This is a genomic window from Nevskia ramosa DSM 11499, assembly GCF_000420645.1.
Taxonomy (GTDB): Bacteria; Pseudomonadota; Gammaproteobacteria; order Nevskiales; family Nevskiaceae; genus Nevskia; species Nevskia ramosa.
This window is the reverse complement of record NZ_ATVI01000005.1, coordinates 364,617-381,100: the sequence shown is the minus strand read 5'-3', so window position 1 is coordinate 381,100 and position 16,484 is coordinate 364,617. Positions and strand designations below refer to the sequence as shown.

General features: G+C 64.3%; 18 protein-coding genes. 11 read left to right on the top strand and 7 right to left on the bottom strand.

Annotation, left to right across the window (positions count from 1 at the left end; all coding sequences use genetic code 11):
• Positions 1-7 precede the first annotated feature (7 nt).
• The 11 genes from G513_RS0102465 (at position 8) to G513_RS0102415 (ending at position 10,131) form a co-directional block, all read left to right on the top strand.
• Positions 8-880, top strand: coding sequence for a phosphoribulokinase (locus tag G513_RS0102465; RefSeq protein ID WP_022975250.1), 873 nt, complete (start codon positions 8-10; stop codon positions 878-880).
• Between the two features lie 34 nt (positions 881-914).
• Entirely contained in the window at positions 915-2,966 is a 2,052-nt protein-coding gene (tkt, locus tag G513_RS20995) for a transketolase (protein ID WP_022975249.1), read from the top strand.
• Complete coding sequence (locus G513_RS0102455; RefSeq protein ID WP_022975248.1) at positions 2,966-3,709, top strand: HAD-IA family hydrolase; 744 nt, start codon at positions 2,966-2,968, stop codon at positions 3,707-3,709. Before tkt ends, G513_RS0102455 begins: the two co-directional genes overlap by 1 nt.
• A gap of 10 nt (positions 3,710-3,719) precedes the next feature.
• Positions 3,720-4,784: a class II fructose-bisphosphate aldolase gene (gene fba, locus G513_RS0102450; RefSeq protein WP_022975247.1), complete on the top strand. Its 1,065-nt coding sequence runs from the start codon at positions 3,720-3,722 to the stop codon at positions 4,782-4,784.
• A 243-nt stretch (positions 4,785-5,027) separates the two neighbouring features.
• On the top strand, positions 5,028-5,354 hold the full coding sequence (locus G513_RS25925; protein WP_022975246.1) for a c-type cytochrome: 327 nt from the start codon (positions 5,028-5,030) through the stop codon (positions 5,352-5,354).
• A complete protein-coding gene (locus G513_RS0102440; protein ID WP_022975245.1) occupies positions 5,351-6,622 on the top strand; it encodes an NAD(P)/FAD-dependent oxidoreductase in 1,272 nt (423 codons plus the stop codon). The genes G513_RS25925 and G513_RS0102440 overlap by 4 nt, the downstream gene beginning before the upstream one ends.
• Positions 6,582-7,283 (top strand): MotA/TolQ/ExbB proton channel family protein, encoded by a 702-nt coding sequence (locus G513_RS0102435; RefSeq protein ID WP_022975244.1) that lies wholly within the window; start codon positions 6,582-6,584, stop codon positions 7,281-7,283. The genes G513_RS0102440 and G513_RS0102435 overlap by 41 nt, the downstream gene beginning before the upstream one ends.
• Positions 7,284-7,301: 18 nt before the next feature.
• Positions 7,302-7,916 (top strand): hypothetical protein, encoded by a 615-nt coding sequence (locus G513_RS0102430; protein ID WP_022975243.1) that lies wholly within the window; start codon positions 7,302-7,304, stop codon positions 7,914-7,916.
• Positions 7,917-7,940: 24 nt separating this feature from the next.
• Positions 7,941-8,459 (top strand): hypothetical protein, encoded by a 519-nt coding sequence (locus G513_RS0102425; protein WP_022975242.1) that lies wholly within the window; start codon positions 7,941-7,943, stop codon positions 8,457-8,459.
• 8 nt (positions 8,460-8,467) lie between these two features.
• Positions 8,468-9,178, top strand: a complete 711-nt coding sequence (locus G513_RS0102420) for a hypothetical protein (RefSeq protein WP_022975241.1) — start codon at positions 8,468-8,470, stop codon at positions 9,176-9,178.
• 44 nt (positions 9,179-9,222) lie between these two features.
• Positions 9,223-10,131: an aspartyl protease family protein gene (locus G513_RS0102415; protein ID WP_022975240.1), complete on the top strand. Its 909-nt coding sequence runs from the start codon at positions 9,223-9,225 to the stop codon at positions 10,129-10,131.
• Positions 10,132-10,148: 17 nt separating this feature from the next.
• Here the strand turns inward: G513_RS0102415 and G513_RS0102410 are convergent, their stop codons facing one another.
• From G513_RS0102410 to pedF, 7 genes are all read right to left on the bottom strand, one after another.
• On the bottom strand, positions 10,149-10,616 hold the full coding sequence (locus G513_RS0102410; RefSeq protein WP_022975239.1) for a hypothetical protein: 468 nt from the start codon (positions 10,614-10,616) through the stop codon (positions 10,149-10,151).
• 178 nt (positions 10,617-10,794) lie between these two features.
• Positions 10,795-11,445 (bottom strand): glutathione S-transferase family protein, encoded by a 651-nt coding sequence (locus tag G513_RS20990; RefSeq protein ID WP_022975238.1) that lies wholly within the window; start codon positions 11,443-11,445, stop codon positions 10,795-10,797.
• Positions 11,446-11,595: 150 nt separating this feature from the next.
• Positions 11,596-13,380 carry a pyrroloquinoline quinone-dependent dehydrogenase gene (locus G513_RS0102400; protein WP_022975237.1) on the bottom strand — a complete coding sequence of 595 codons (1,785 nt, stop codon included), beginning with the start codon at positions 13,378-13,380 and terminating at the stop codon, positions 11,596-11,598.
• The gene (locus G513_RS0102395; RefSeq protein ID WP_022975236.1) at positions 13,380-14,327 is read right to left on the bottom strand and encodes a quinoprotein relay system zinc metallohydrolase 1; all 948 of its coding nucleotides are present in this window, start codon (positions 14,325-14,327) and stop codon (positions 13,380-13,382) included. Before G513_RS0102395 ends, G513_RS0102400 begins: the two co-directional genes overlap by 1 nt.
• Positions 14,324-15,091 (bottom strand): quinoprotein dehydrogenase-associated SoxYZ-like carrier, encoded by a 768-nt coding sequence (locus G513_RS0102390; RefSeq protein WP_022975235.1) that lies wholly within the window; start codon positions 15,089-15,091, stop codon positions 14,324-14,326. The genes G513_RS0102395 and G513_RS0102390 overlap by 4 nt, the downstream gene beginning before the upstream one ends.
• A 25-nt stretch (positions 15,092-15,116) precedes the next feature.
• Positions 15,117-15,989 carry a substrate-binding periplasmic protein gene (locus G513_RS0102385; RefSeq protein ID WP_051144312.1) on the bottom strand — a complete coding sequence of 291 codons (873 nt, stop codon included), beginning with the start codon at positions 15,987-15,989 and terminating at the stop codon, positions 15,117-15,119.
• Between the two features lie 2 nt (positions 15,990-15,991).
• The gene (gene pedF / locus G513_RS0102380) at positions 15,992-16,441 is read right to left on the bottom strand and encodes a cytochrome c-550 PedF (RefSeq protein ID WP_022975233.1); all 450 of its coding nucleotides are present in this window, start codon (positions 16,439-16,441) and stop codon (positions 15,992-15,994) included.
• Positions 16,442-16,484: the final 43 nt, after the last annotated feature.

Genomic DNA, 16,484 nt, shown 5'->3' with positions numbered 1-16,484 from the left:
ACACACCATGTCTGTGAAACATCCGGTGATCGCGGTGACCGGCTCCTCGGGAGCTGGCACCACGACGGTAATGAAGGCGTTCCAGCACATCTTCCGTCGCGAGAAGATCAAGCCGGGCGTGGTCGAGGGCGATTCCTTCCATCGCTATGACCGCAAGGGCATGCGCGCGCAGCTGAAGGACGAAGAGGCCAAGGGCAACACCCATTTCAGCCACTTCGGGCCGGATGCCAACCTGATCGCCGAACTCGAAACGCTGTTCAAGACCTACGGCTCGACCGGCACCGGCAAGGTCCGCAAGTACCTGCACGACGCCGATGAAGCTGCGCCCCACAAGCAGGATCCGGGCACCTTCACGCCCTGGACCGACATGGAACCGGGTTCCGACCTGCTGTTCTACGAAGGCCTGCACGGCGGCTACAAGGATGACGAACACAACGTCGCCAAGCACGCCGACCTGCTGATCGGCGTGGTGCCGATCATCAACCTGGAGTGGATCCAGAAGCTGCATCGCGACCAGAACATGCGCGGCTACTCGCAGGAAGCGGTGGTGGAAACCATCCTGCGACGGATGCCGGACTACGTGAACCACCTCTGCCCGCAGTTCTCGCGCACCCACGTCAATTTCCAGCGCGTGCCGACCGTGGACACCAGCAATCCGTTCATCGCGCGGGACATCCCCACCGCCGACGAAAGCATGCTGGTGATCCGCTTCGCCGACCCGAAAGGCATCGATTTCCAGTACCTGCTGTCGATGCTCCACGGCTCGATGATGACGCGGCCGAACAACATCGTCTGCCCGGGTGGCAAAATGAGCCTCGCGATGCAGATGATCTTCACGCCGATGATCCTGCGTCTGATGGACAAGAAGCGCCGCGCCTGACCCTGACGCGACCCACAACACTTCCGAAATCGCCATGACCCAGACCCTGACCGCAGCCGACCGTCGCCGGCTTGCCAACGCCATCCGCTTCCTCGCCATCGATGGCGTCGAAGCCGCCAAGTCCGGCCATCCCGGCATGCCGATGGGCATGGCCGATCTCACCGAAGTGCTGTGGCGGGATTACCTCAAGCACAGCCCGAACAACCCGAAGTGGCCGGATCGCGATCGCTTCGTGATCTCCAACGGCCATGGTTCGATGCTGCATTACGCCGCACTCCACCTGTCCGGCTACGACCTGCCGATCGCCGAGCTGAAGGCCTTCCGCCAGCTGCATTCGAAGACCGCCGGCCACCCGGAATACGGCATCACGCCGGGCGTCGAAACCACCACCGGCCCGCTCGGCCAGGGCATTGCCAATGCCGTCGGCATGGCGCTCGCGGAAAAGATGCTCGCCGCCCGTTTCAACCGCGATGGCCACACCATCGTCGACCATCACACCTACGTCCTCCTCGGCGACGGCTGCCTGATGGAAGGCATCAGTCATGAAGCCTGCTCGCTGGCCGGCGTGTTCGGCCTGAACAAGCTGGTGGCCTATTACGACGACAACGGCATCTCCATCGACGGCCACGTCGAAGGCTGGTTCCGCGACGACACCGCCGCCCGCTTCCGCGCCTACGGCTGGCACGTGGTCGGCCCGATCGATGGCCACGATGTAGTCGCCATCGATGCCGCCAACCGTGAAGCGCAGGCGCAGACCACGAAGCCGACGATGATCATCTGCCGCACCAAGATCGGCTGGGGCTCGCCGAACAAGGTCGGCACCGAGGAAGTGCATGGTGCCGCGCTCGGCGCGGCCGAAGTCGCCGCCACCCGTGCCGCGCTCGGCTGGGAATACGGCCCGTTCGAGATTCCCGAAGATATCCGCGCCGCCTGGGATGCCCGTGCCGCCGGTGCCGCCAGGGAAGCGGCCTGGAATGCCGCGTTCGCGAAGTACGCCGCCGCGTTTCCAACCGAGGCCGAAGAGTTCACCCGCGCCCAGCGTGGCTATCTGCCGAAGGACTGGCTGAAGACCTCGCAGGAACTGCTCGCCGCTGCGCGCGCGGTGACGGCGCCGGTCGCCACCCGCAAGTCCTCGCAGGTCGCGCTCGAAACCCTGGTGCCGAAGATTCCCGAACTGCTTGGCGGCTCGGCCGATCTCACCGGTTCGAACCTGACCGCGGCGAAGGCCAGCGCCTCGTTCCACACCGTCGGCGCGATCGGCAACTACGTCAGCTACGGCGTCCGTGAATTCGGCATGGCCGCGCTCATGAACGGCATCGTCCTGCACGGCGGCTTCATTCCGTACGGCGGCACCTTCGCCGTGTTCTCGGACTACATGCGCAACGGCATGCGCATGAGCGCGCTGATGAAGCAGCGGGTGATCTATGTGCTGACCCACGATTCGATCGGCCTCGGCGAAGACGGCCCGACCCATCAGCCGGTCGAACACGCTGCGGCGCTGCGCGCGATCCCGAATCTCGATGTCTGGCGTCCCTGCGATGCGCTGGAGACGGCGGTGTCCTGGAAGGCGTCGCTCGAGCGTCACAACGGCCCGTCGGCGCTGCTGCTGTCGCGCCAGAATCTGGCCCAGCAAAAGCATGGCGAGGACGGCGCAGACCTGATCGCCCGCGGCGGCTATGTACTCAGCGAGCCAGAGCTGAATCTCGACGTGCTGCTGCTCGCCACCGGCTCTGAAGTGTCGCTGGCGATGGCTGCGCAGACCCAGCTCGCTGCGCTTGGCATCGGTGCCCGCGTGGTGTCGATGCCGTCGACCGATGTCTTCGATCGTCAGCCGGCCGCCTACCGGGCCAGCGTGCTGCCGCGAAACATCCCGCGCGTGGCCGTTGAAGCCGCGACCTCGGACAGCTGGTGGAAGTACATCGGCCTCGATGGCGCTTTCGTCGGCATGAACAGCTTCGGCGAATCGGCACCGGCACCGGCGCTCTACGACTACTTCGGCATCACCTCCGCAGCGGTCACCAAAGCGGCGCAGCGGGTGGTCGAAGCCAACGTCGCGACGCCGGCCGTCGAACTGTCGACCAACTGATGTCAGCGAATCGTCCCTTCGACGCGGTGCTGTTCGATCTCGACGGCACCCTGCTCGAAACAGCACCGGAAATCGCGGCGGCGGTGAATCTGGCTATCGTCGATCAGGGCCTGCCGCCGGCCGATACCGATGCCGTGCGCTTCTTCATCGGCCACGGCGTTCGCCAGACGATCGCCAAGGCCTATGACACGGTGGCTGCGGCGGGCACCACGGCCGAGAAGCGCGAGGCCGATATCGACGCCGCGCTGATCCGCTTCGAGCACCACTACGGCCGGCTTGCCCCGTTGAGCCAGCCGTTCGCCGATACGGTTTCGACGCTGGTCAGCCTCCGTGCTGCCGGCGTCAAATGCGCGATCGTGTCGAACAAGGAGACGCGTTTCGTCGAGCAGTTGCTCGCCGATGGGCCGCTGCCGGCGCTGATCGATCTGGTGGTCTGCGGCGATACGCTGGCGCAGAAGAAGCCGGACGCCGCCCCCGCGCTGCACGCGATGGCTGCCTTCGGCAGCAGCCGCGAACGCACCCTGCTGGTCGGCGATTCGTCGATCGACGTCGCCTGCGCCCGCAATGCCGGCATCGCCGTCTGGATGGTGCCTTACGGCTACAACGGCGGGCATCCGGCGTCCGAAGCCGGCGCCGACCGCGTCATCGATACCCTGACCGAGGTTGCCCATGCCTGTTCCGGCATCGGGGCGGTCTCGGTTAATCTTGCAAACGGATTTCCATCCGTCCCCCACAAACCATAAGAGAGCGTTCATGGCACTGATTTCACTGCGCCAATTGCTGGACCACGCCGCCGAGCACAGCTACGGCCTGCCCGCGTTCAACGTCAACAACATGGAGCAGGTGCAGGCGATCATGCAAGCCGCCGAAGCCTGCGACAGCCCGGTGATCCTCCAGGCCTCCGCCGGCGCCCGCAAGTACGCCGGCGAACCGTTCCTGCGTCATCTGATCGAAGCGGCGATCGAGTCGTACCCGCACATCCCGATCTGCATGCACCAGGACCACGGCGCCAGCCCGGCCTCCTGCCAGGCTTCGATCCGCTCCGGCTTCTCGAGCGTGATGATGGACGGCTCGCTGAAGGAAGATCAGAAGACCCCGGCCGACTACGACTACAACGTCCGCGTCACCGCCCGCGTCGTCGAAATGGCGCATGCCGTCGGCGTGTCGGTGGAAGGCGAACTCGGCTGCCTCGGCTCGCTGGAATCCGGCATGGCCGGTGAAGAAGACGGCGTCGGTGCCGAAGGCGTGCTCGATCACTCGCAGCTGCTGACCGATCCGGATGAGGCCGCCCGCTTCGTCGCCTCGACCCAGGTCGACGCGCTGGCGATCGCCATCGGCACCAGCCACGGTGCCTACAAGTTCACCCGTCCGCCGACCGGCGACGTGCTGGCGATCAGCCAGGTCAAGGCGATCCACGCCCGCATCCCGAACACCCATCTGGTGATGCACGGCTCGTCGAGCGTGCCGCAGGAATGGCTGGAAATCATTCGCCAGTACGGCGGCAACATCAAGGAAACCTATGGCGTGCCGGTCGAGGAAATCCGCGAGGGCATCAAGCACGGCGTGCGCAAGATCAACATCGACACCGACATCCGTCTGGCGATGACCGGCGCGATTCGTCGCGCTCTCGGCCAGAAGCCGGAAGAGTTCGATCCGCGCTACTTCCTGAAGCTGGCCACGGCGGCCGCGAAGGACATCGTCAAGTTGCGCTTCGATGCCTTCGAAAGCTCGGGCAAGGCTTCGAAGATCAAGGTCATCGGCATGGATGCGATGGCCACGCGTTACGTGAAGGGCGAGTTGAACGCCGTCGTTCACTAAGCGGTTCGCGGTAAAACGAGCCGCCCGGTCGCCAGACGACCGGGCGGCTTTTTGTTGCCGCGTTGCCCATCGAGGAACCGCTGGCGACCCGTAAACGGAACAGCGCGTCGACAGCGTCACGGAAATGGCACATCGGGCGATCCGGAAACGGTCGTCACCGCCACAGAAGTCCGGGCCAGCGTCCATTTGCCGGCCTGCGCGGGGCTGCTAGTCTCGGCACGGTTTCTGCTCCCGGGGCCGCCCATGCTGCTGATGCGCAACCACTCCTTCGTCATCCTGCTGTCGCTGCTTGCGACGGCTGCCCTGCCTGCGCGCGCGGCGCTGTCGCCGCTCGCCTCGTCCTGCCAAGGTTGTCATCAGCCAGCCGTCAATGCCGCGACGATGCCAGCGCTTGGCGGCTACTCGGCCGCAAGGATTTCCGCCAGCCTGCGAGCCGCCCGCGATCAGCCCGAACCGGGTTCGATCATGGCTCGCTTCGCATTGCACCTGAGCGATGCCGAGATCGATTCCCTGGCCACCGAACTGGGCAAGCCTGCGAAGGCTCCGGCAAAAGTCGGGGCACGGCCTTGAGCCTGTCGCGCCGGCATCTGCTGCAGGCAGCGTTCGCCGCGACGCTGTTGCCGGCGTCCGCAGCCCGACGCAAGGCAAGAATCATCGTCATCGGTGCCGGCTTCGGCGGCGCCACCTGCGCGAAAATGCTGCGACGGCTCGCGCCGACCAGCGACGTGCTGCTGATCGACGTGCGCGCCTCCTGGTGCACGGGCCCGTTCACCAACCTAGCGCTGACCGGCCTGCGCAGCGTCGCCAGCATCACCCGCCACACCGCCGACATCGGCCGCGCCCACGGCGTGCGAACGCTGATCGATGAAGTGACCGGCATCGACCCCGTAAGCCGTACGGTGACCACAGCGGGCGGCAAGCGGCTGGTCGCCGATCGCATCGTGCTGTCACCGGGCATCGCAATGCGCTGGGGCGTGATCGAAGGTCTGACCGCCGAACTCAGCGGGGCAATGCCGCATGCCTGGTTAGGCGATGCGCAGGTGCAGTCGCTGCGCGAGCGCGTCGACGCCGTGCCGGACGGCGGCACCATCCTGATTGGCGCACCGCCCAATCCCTATCGCTGCCCGCCCGGCCCTTACGAACGTGCCAGCCTGATCGCCGAACATCTGCTGAGAACCGGACGACCGCGCACCAAGATCCTGATTGCCGACGCCAAGGACGACTTCACCAAGCGGCCCTTGTTTCTTGCCGAATGGGACGAGCGCTACGGCGCAATGATCGAATGGATACCGCGCGCCAAGGGCGGTGAAGTGGTTCGGGTCGATCCCGACACCGGCGAAGTCTGGCTGCGCGACGCCGGCACGCCGATCGCCACGAATCTAGCCTCGATCATCCCGCCGCAGCAGGCCGCGGCGATCGCCGGACGTGCCGCGCTGGCCGACGACTCGGGTTGGTGCCCGGTCAATCCGCAAAGCTTCGAATCGACCCTGCACGCCGGCATCCACGTGCTCGGCGATGCCGCGATTGCTGCGCCGATGCCGAAATCGGCGTTCGCCGCGAACAGCCAGGCCAAGCTCTGCGCAGCAGCGATAGCGGCCGCCCTCGATGGTCGTCCCGCACCTGATGCCCGCATGATCAACACCTGTTACAGCCTGGTCGCCGAGGACGCAGCGATCTCGGTTTCCGGTTTCTATTCCGCCGCCAGCGGCCGTATCGCGATCGTCTCGGAAGGGGTCAGTCCGCTGACGGCCCCGGACGGTCTGCGCCGGCGCGAAGCAGCTCAAGCCCGTGACTGGTATGAAAGCATTTCGACTGACAGCTTCGGCAAATCCGCGTAATCGCGTCGAAGCGCTGCGCAGCAATGATCCGGCCGGCATCGGCTGGCATCGGTGGCTGCTGATCTTCGGTGCCTCGGCGTACGGCATCTATCTCGGCTTCGATACCGGCTACATCCCGCTGCTGCTGTTCGGCGATCCGACCAAGCTGACCCTGGCCGTCGGCGTGCTCTATCTGATCGCCACGACCTATGTCGGCATTCAGGCCTGGGAGCTGTCGCGGCAGTACGACATCCTGCTCGACCACGTTGCCGGCCGGCCGACGCCGGAACATTCCTGGACCACCGATTTCGTCGCCGAACGACGCGGCCTGAGCAGCACCGAAGTCACCGCGCTCGGCGATCTGCTGCACGAGCGGATCAAGGGCCGCACCGAGCTGGGCTGGTTCTCAGCCGGCCTGCACATCAAGCTCGGCCTGCTCGGCACGGTGATCGGCTTCGTGATCATGCTTGGCTCGCTCGGCAGTGCCGGCGATCTGCAGGCGCAGGGCCTGGATTCGCTGATCCGCGGCATGGGTGTCGGCATGCGGGTGTCGCTGTATCACACGATCGCCGGCCTGATCGGCTCGATGATGATCGGCATCCAGATGCTGGCCGTCGACCGCTCGGCTGATCGCCTGTTCGCGCTGATCATCACCTTGCCGGACGCAGCACCCGCACGCTGATCAGGACCAGGCAAATCGATGGCCTCCCGCCGTTCCAGCAACCGCCAGCATTACGAGGTGGATCCGTTCACGGATCTGCTGTTCAACGTGCTGATGGGCTTCACGATGCTGCTGTTCATGATGCTGATCAACCTCAATCCGCCCTCTAAGAAGACCGGCGTGATCGATACCAAGGCGGAGTTCATCGTCACCACCACCTGGCCGGATGGCTCGGAGGACGACATCGATACCTGGGTCGAAGGCGGTGATGGCGAGGTCGTCTGGTTCCGCCATCCGGACGCCGGCCTGATGCATCTGGATCGCGACGATCGCGGCATTTCCAACGACACCATCACTGTCAACGGCCAGAAGATCATCAATCCGCTGAACCAGGAAGTGGTGACCCTGCGCGGCAAGACGCCGGGCGAGTACACGGTCAACATCAACAACTACAAGTCGATCTCGAAAGGCCCGGTGCCGGTGCAGGTCAACGTCGTCAAGGTCAATCCGGTGCTGCGGGTCATCTACTACGACACCATCATGCTGACCCGCCAGGGCGAGGAAAAGACCGCCGTGCGGTTCACCGTGACGCCGGACGGCAATGTCGTCAACGTCAACACGCTGCAGAAATCGCTGGTCAAGTCGCGCGACTGACATCCACTCGAAAAATACCAACTCATGTCCAACGGACTCGTGCTGCTGTCGATGCTGTACTTCCTGGTCGCCCTGCTGGCGCTGACCCTGCTGATCCGTACCGGGCTGTCACCGCGCCTGAAGACGACGCTGATCGTCGCCTTCATCGGCATGGCGATGTTGAGCCAGCGCGGCTGGAAGCAGATGGCCGGCTGGCCGACCGCAGCGCCGCTGCCGGACCGCTTCCTGTATCACGCGGCCAGCGTCCGCGAACCGAATGCGGCGACCGGCGATCCGGGCCTGATCCACATCTGGGCCACCGAGCTGACCCCGGACGGGCCGGCCGCCGAGCCGCGCGCCTATGTGCTGCCGTACACCGCGGAAGACCAGAAGCAGATTCAGGATGCCCGCGAGCGGAGCCGACAGCAGGGCCTGCCGCAGATCGGCCGCAAGGGCGGCGCTCGCAATCAGTCGAACGTGGTGTCGGATGCCAAGCGCAGCGCCGGCGCCTTGCCCAGCTTCACGCTCGGCGATCTGCCCGATCCGGCGCTGCCGGAAAAGTGAGGCCTGCGATGAACTTCGCTTGCCGAATCACGCTGGCGTTTGCAGCGGCAGCCTTGCTGGCCAGCTGCAGCAAAGGCCCCTCACCGCTCTACTTCCCGCTCGACAAGGGCCGCAGCTGGACCTACGAACTGATCGAAGCGAATCCGCTGGGCACCAAGACCGAGCGCTTCGAGATGAGCAACGGCGGCCGTCGCGAGCGCAATGGCGAAACCTTCTATCTGCGCCGCAACAGTCTCGGCAGCGAGTATTGGCTGAAGCTGGATGACAAGAACATCGTCCGCACCGGCCTGCGCACCACCGTCGAGTTCGAGCCGCGCGACGACGCCGTGCCGCGCACCGTGATGCCGATCGCGCCAAAGATGGGCGACAGCTGGGAAAGCCCCAGTCAGCCATTCATCCTGGAACGCGCCGTGCCGTTCCGCGAGCGCTTCCTGCATCACGATTCGGTGCGCTTCACCTTGGTCATGACGGTGACCTCGGTCAGCGAAGAAGTGACGGTTGCTGCCGGCACCTTCAAGAACTGTCTCAAGGTCGAAGGCGATGCACCGATCAACGTGCTCGCCGATCCCCGCCTTGGCGCTTCAGAAGTCGTGATTCATCACACCGAGTGGTACGCGCCCGGTGTCGGGCTGATCAAGCTGAAGCGCGAGGAGCCGCTGGAAACCACCCAGATCGTCGGCGGCGAAGTGACGATGGAGTTGCTCGACTACCACGACTGATCGCCGGTCGCCGCCGCTGGCGGAAGGACTGCTACGGTGCCGCCATGAAAACGAGACGATGTTTCGCATTCGCTGCCGGCTTCCTGCTGCTGACATCCGTTGCCGCTCAGCCGCTGTTGCAGCCTGATGCCAAGCCCGCGGTCATTCCGTTTCTGCTCGAAGACGCCAACATCGTCGTCGACGTCGAACTGGCACCTGGCCACAGGCTGCCCTTCGTCTTCGACAGCGGACTTTCGAACGGCAACCTCGTGACCCCCGAAATCGCCAAGGCGCTCGGCTTGAAGGCAAGTACGAAGCAGGGCGTCAACGATGCCAGCGGCGATCACAACGCGGCCACGCTGACCACCGTGCCGAGTGCCCGCATCGGCGGCGCCAGCTTGAGCAAGCAGATCTTCGCAATCGTCGCCATTCCCGAGCAGGTCACCCGGCGGCCGGGCAAGACCCCACTCGCCGGTTTCATCGGCGCACCGCTCTTGGAGAACGCGGTGCTGTGCATCGACTACGAACATCAGCGGATGCAGCGCTGGGCTCGACGGGACTTCGATGGCCGCGGCATGACGTCGGTACCGATGGCGCTCAATCACGGGCTGCCGACGATCGTCGTCGACATCGATGGGGCCAAGGCCCGGTTGATCGTCGATTCCGGCAACAACGGCGCGGTGGTCGTCTATCCGGATTTCGCGACCAGGCACGATTTCCGCAAGCGTTATCCAGATCTTGTCGCCCATTCCGGCAGCGATGGCAGCGGACAGGATTTCGAATTGCTCAATGGCGAGGCCAAGGTCGTCGCGATCAGCCCGGACGCAGCATTCCAACTCGTGCCGCTGACCGTGATGCCTCAGGGCATGGACCCTGCGTGGGGCATCGACGGCATGGTCGGCTTCGAGGTGCTGTCTCGGCTGAATCCCTGCCTGGATCGCGACGGTCAGCGCTTCCTGTTCAGGGCCGAATAGATCCCTTCCGCCGCAGGCTACTTCGCGGGATGCGGCAATGGCACCGTCGCCGACAGGCCCAGTGCCTTCGACTCGGCAGCTTTCCAGCGTCCCAGCTTCACAGTGACCGGCACTTCGGCATCTAGCAGCTGCAGCTTCTGCTCCGACTGGAACAGCGGCTCGGTCTTGTAGCTGGTCTCTTCGGCGCTGGCAGTCACGGCGGGATCGACCGCTCTCTGGCGCAGCACGGTCGAGGCGTAGTCCGGATTCTCGGGGCTGATCACAGGCTCCGCAGGCTGCGTACGAACGCTCAGATCGAGCGTCGACGGCTTTGCTTTCTGCTTCGACGCTTTTCTCTTCCTGGCTTTCGGCTGTGCTGCCGGCTTGGTCGCGGCATCCGTCGAAGGCGTGGCGGCCGTTACGGTGGCAACCGGGTAAAGCAGCAGACCCGTTGCGACGACAGCGCAAAGCGCAATCCCGGTCTTGATCAGCGTCGGTGATTTCATCTTCTGCCTCCAAGCCAAGCTGCCATCACTGGTGACTTGTTTGCTGCAGCCCGCACACCCGGCAGGACTGCAGCAATTTCACCACCGTACCTCCGGCAATGCAACGGTGCCGGCTTGATCCGTCGTCCACAAAAAAGCCCGGCATCGAATCACGATGCCGGGCTTTTCAGGGCCAGGATCAGCCGCGCATCTTCATGTCCGCCCAGTTCGAGCTGAGGCTGGCGGTGGCGCTGGGGCGTGAATCCACGCGCTTGAACCAGGCAGCGATGTTGGCGTTCGACGGATCGAGCGGCTGGCCCACGTCCTTGGCGAAATCGAGGCAGCAGTACAGGACGATGTCGACCAGACGCAGCTGCTTGCCGGCGATGAAATCACGGCCGGCGATCAGGCCGTCGAGCTTCTTCAGCCAGCTCTGCGCCGACACCTTCATGTCCGGCGCCGCTGCCGGAATGCAATGCACCCGGTCCTTGAACAGGCCGAGGCCTTCGGAGTAGCGGAACGCGTTGTAGATGTACTCGGTGATGTTCAGCTCGACCCGGCGCTGCCACTGGCGGGCTTCGGCGCGCTCCTGGGCATTGCTGCCGATCAGCGCCGGCGTCGGGTGCTTTTCTTCGAGGTATTCGCAGATCACCACGGTCTCGCCGAGCACCGATCCGTCATCGAGTTCCAGCGATGGCGTCTGGCCGCCCGGATTCTTGTCGGTGTATGGCGGCTTGCGGTTTTCGCCACCGAGCATGTCGATGTCGGTAGACGGGATGCTCAGGCCTTTTTCGGCCAGGAACATGCGCACGATGCGCGGATTCGGGCCGAAGGAATTGATCAGCTTCATGGGTACTTTCTCCTCGTTCTTGTGGGTGTTGATGCGACAGGCCGATAGCTTGGCGAAACAGCGTTACGAAAATACGTGGCCTTATGCATTTTGTTGTCGGCGATTGCCGATTCAACGTCTATAGGGGTTTGCCCGCGGGCAAACGCGGCTTCAGTCCGGCAGGCCGAAGGTGACCACCGCATCGCCCTGGCGATAACCCCAGATCGCGCTGCCGCCGGCAGCGACGGTCACGTAGGGCTTGCCGTCGATCACATAGGCGATCGGTGGCGCATTGACTCCAGCGCCGCAGTTGAACTGCCAGAGACGCTTGCCAGTCGCCGAATCGAAGGCGGACAGGTTGCCGTCGCCTTCGCCGGTGAACACCACCCCGCCCTGTAGCGCCAGCACGCCGCCGATCAGCGGCTGCGGCGTCTTCGTCGTCCAGGCCAGCTTGCCATCACGCTTCAGATCGATCGCCGCCAGCACGCCCCAGCGTTCGCCCTGCGAGGGCTCGGCGGCGTAGTAAGGCACGGCCGGCTTGTCGCCCTCGGCGGGAATCTCCTTGACCGAATATTGCGTCGGCCAATGCATGGCCGCGACGAAGGCCAGTTGGCGCGAAACATCGAGCGCCGCCGGTGACCAGTTGACGCCACCGCCGATGCCGGGCGCGATGGTGATGCCTTCCGGCGTCGGCTGCGCGAACAGATTGCTCTGCGGCACGAAGGCTTCGGACTTGTACAGCAGCCGACCGCTGCTGCGCTCATGGACGAACATCCAGCCGGTCTTCGAGGCCTGCGCCACCGCTTCGATCCTGGCGCCCTTGACCGTCGCGTCAAACAGCACCGGCGGCGAGGTCACGTCATAACCCCATAGATCGTGCGGCACCTGCTGCCAGTACCACTTCGGCGTACCGGTGCGGCCGTCGATGGCGACCAGACTCGAGGTGTAGAGGTTGTCGCCAGGCCGGCCGTCGCCATTCATCTGCGGGCTGGGATTGCCGACGCCGAAGTACAGCCAGCCGGTCTTAACGTCCAGTGCCGGCGTCGAATAGATCGAGCCGCCACCGAACTGCCAGGCGTTGCGGTGCGTCTCGACTCCTGCCTTTTCAGCCACGGTATTGCGGTTAAGCGGCACGCCATCCGGCGTGTTGTCGCTGAAAGCACCTTCCCAGCCACCGTCTTCCGGGTGGCGGATGGTGTCGAACTTCCACTGCAGCGTGCCGGTGTTGACGTCGAACGCCGCCAGAAAGCCGATGCCGCCGAACTGACCCGGCAAGCCGACGACGGCGCCGAGCGGTGCGCCGGCGCGCGGGCTGTCCAGATGCAGGCCGTAACCCAGGCCGGTGACGCCGACGATCACGCGATCCTCGAACACCAGCGGCGCGCTGGCGATGCCGACGCCGGAAGCGCCGCTCACCTTGGCGTCCTTGAGTCGATCCGTGGCACCGAGACTGTTGCGGCTTTCCTCGGCGGCTTCCGGATGCGCGACCTCGACATCCCAGAGCAGCTTGCCGTTGGCGGCATCGAGCGCGATCAGGCGGGCGTCGACGGTGCCGACGAAGACCTTGCCCTTGGAAAACGCGACGCCGCGATTGGCCGGGCCGCAACAGATGCGTTCGACGCGCTTCTTGTGCTCGTAGCGCCACAATTCCTGGCCGGTCTTCGCATCGAGCGCGACGACGTGCGAGTTCGGCAGCGACACGTACATGCGGCCGTCAATGACCAAGGGCGTTGCCTGGAAAGTACCCACGACACCGCTCTGGTAGATCCACTTCGGCACCAGCTTGCCGACCGTCTTCGGGTTGATCGCGGTGATCGGCGCGAGACGATGATTGGCGCTATCGAGCCCGTAGACCGGCCATTCGACGGTACGAGCATCGGCGGCCAGCAGGCTGCCGCAGGCGACGATGCCAAGCGCGATAGCGGCCAGCCAACGAACCAGAATGCGCTTGCTCATTACGGCCTCGATTTCGGAACGGTCGGCAAGGTCTCGAGTTCGTAGGCGGGATACAGATGCGATACCGAGCGCTCGTATTCGGTGCTCAACACCGCCAGCCGCTGGAAGCGCTCGGGGATCGTCAATTGCAACACTTCCGGCATGTCGAGACCACGGCGGGCAGCCCCTTGCAGGCTGTCCCTCAACCATTGCAGGTAGTCGCGGGTCTGGGCGATGCCGGCGTGATCACGCAGCACCGGGCCGTGACCCGGAACCATGATCTTGAAGTCGATCGCGTCGATCGCATCGAGCGTCTTCAACCAACGTGGGATGTCGGCATTCGGCGTGGTCAGGGTGCGCTGGAAGAACACCAGATCACCAGTGAACAGCGTCTTGGTGGTCTCGTCGAAGACCATCAGATCGGCATCGGTATGGCCAAGCCCGGGAATCAGCCGCAAACGGCGGCCGGCGACGGTCACTTCCCCGCTCTTCGCTTCCATCGTCGGCAGCCGCAGTTCGGTATCGCGCATCGCATCACCGACCAGCCGGTACAGATTCGACAGCAGGCTGTCGCCGTCGCGGGTCAAGCCTTGCGTGGTGCCCGGCAGCGCTGCGATCGGCACCCCGGCATAAGCCTGACTGCCAAGCACATGATCAGGATGCGCATGGGTCAGATAGATCTGCGAGATTGGCAGCTTGCTGAGCCTGGCAATCGCCGTGCGCTGCTGCTCGCCATAGGCTTTCGATGGGCCGGTATCGATGACGATGACGCCATCGCGGCCGATGATGAAACCGGTGTTGGCGATGTTGCCGCCGTTCTCTCGGCTGAAGTTCTCGGTCTTGCCGACGAACACTTGCACGCCGTCGGCAACGGCCTGCGGCTTGAGCTGGTAGTCGTAGGCCTGTGCAGCGAAAGCCGGCAGAGCGAGTACCGCAAGCAGCGCGGTGGGCAAGCGGCGGCGCTTCAAGGCTTGATCTCGGCCGAGAACTTGTTGCCCTGGATGTCGCCGCCGGTAACGCGTACCGGGCCGCTGCCTTTCAGATCGAAGCTGAATACCGGGTTCTCCGAAATCGGCTCGTAGCTGTGCACGCGCGCCAGCGCCTCGCCTTTCGCGTCGCTCAACAGGATGCGATCGATGTAGAACGCCGGGATGCCATTGGCGAGACCGGTGTCCATCGGGTGAATCAGCCGCAGGCGCAGACGCTGGGTCTTGGTCTCGGCGTTCGGCCACAACCGGCCGCTGACTTCGTTGAGACGCGTCTGCCAGACTGGATCGCCGCTGCCATAGCTCGGCGTGGTGCAACCGCCTCCGGCAGCACTGAGCCAGACGCCGCCGATGTGCCAGACACCGTCCCGGGTGCGCGCCGCAGCGCGGATCGGCGTCGATTGTTCGACCTTGAAGCGAAATGCGAGATCGGGCGACGCGTGCAGTGGTTCGTAGCTGATGATCTTCTGGATCGGATTCAGATCGGCGACGACGACGATTTCCTCGACGCCATCCAGACCCTCGGCGCTGACCTGCACCGGCACATCGAGCGGGTTCTCGGCATTGGCTGGCGCGATGACCTTGATCCTGTCATCGAACACCACTTTCTGATCCTTGAAGTATCGGCCATAGATGGTGCCCCAAGCGGGTGACTTCAGTGGATCAGACGGTGGCTCGAGCGCCAGCGCGGCCAATACCACGCCCGCCTGGCCCAGCACGAAGACAGCGATCCGGAGGCTGCGCATGGCTGTCATCTGTCAGTCCGTTCGTCTAGCGCAGCCCGGGCGTCACGTAATCGATGCCGTTGCGAGCATAGATCGCTTTCAGCTCGCCATTTTCAATCAGTTTCGACATGGCACCGGCAAGCGCGGCACTCAGTTTCGGGCTGTCCTTCTTGACCGCGATGCCGATTTCCCAGGCGCTGCGGAAAATGCCCTGGAACTGGATCGGCTGCGGCGTCGCCAGATTCGCCTTGGCGCCGTGAGCGAACATCAAACCCTGCAGCTCGCCTTTCGGCGCCATCACTGCGTCGAGCTTGCCTTCGGTGTAGGCCTGCACGCAGGCATCGAGCGTCGTGTAGCGGGTCACCGATGTACTCAGAACCCCGGACTCGAAGTTGGTCAGGTACTGATCCGAGATCGAACCGATTTCGACACCGATCCGCTTGCCCTTGAGATCGCCGATCGTCGAATACGACTTGAATTTTTTCGTATCGAACGACAGCGACACAGCTTCACGGTAGTAGACGCCGAAGATCGACACCTGACTCTGGCGCGCGACGTACTGCGGGTCGGCACCGACGTGCAGCATCACATCACCGACGCTGCCGCCGACGATGGTGCCGCGCCACAGGTTGTTGCGCAGATCATCGTCGAGATCATCACCGGGAATGAAGGTGCGGAACGTGGCATTGACACCCACCGCTGCCGCCAACGCCTTTCCCATGTCGACATCGACACCAGCGAAGGCACCGTTCTTCTCATAGGAATACGGCGGGTAATCGCGATAGACGATGAACTCCAGAGAGCCTTTCTGCCTGGCGATATCCAGACGGTCCGGTGCGTCATCATCGGCGCGAACGGCGCCGATCACCGACGACGCCAGGATTGCCAGTGCTGCGACCAGCCCGGTGATGCGGCTCATCATCAATCTTCGCTGTGCACGCTGACGATGTAGCTGCGGATCGCCCAGATCGCTTCTTCCTTGAACACGTCCTTGAACGACGGCATGTAGGTCACGCCGTTGCGGATCGCGCCGCTCATGACCTTGCCCTTGAAGTATTCGTCGGTGGCGGCGTCGGTCGGCAGCAGGCGCAGATCGGGTGCGATACCACCGGACACGGCACCGAGGCCGTGGCAGCGAGCGCAGTTCTGGCCGTAGGCCGAGGCACCGAGCTTGATGGCGTCGGCATTGCCGGCGTAGGGGTTCTTGTTGGTCGATTCCTTCAGCGGCGGCAGCTTGGAAACATCGACCGCCTGCGGGATGACATCACCGTGAGCGCGAGCTTCGCTGGAAACGAAGGACAGGGAAACAACGCCGACGAAGCCGGCGATCGAGGCAACGACAGCGAGATTGAAGCGAGTGCGATTCATCATGGATTCCAGGGACTGGCAGGTGGAAAGGAAATCGGCTGAGCGA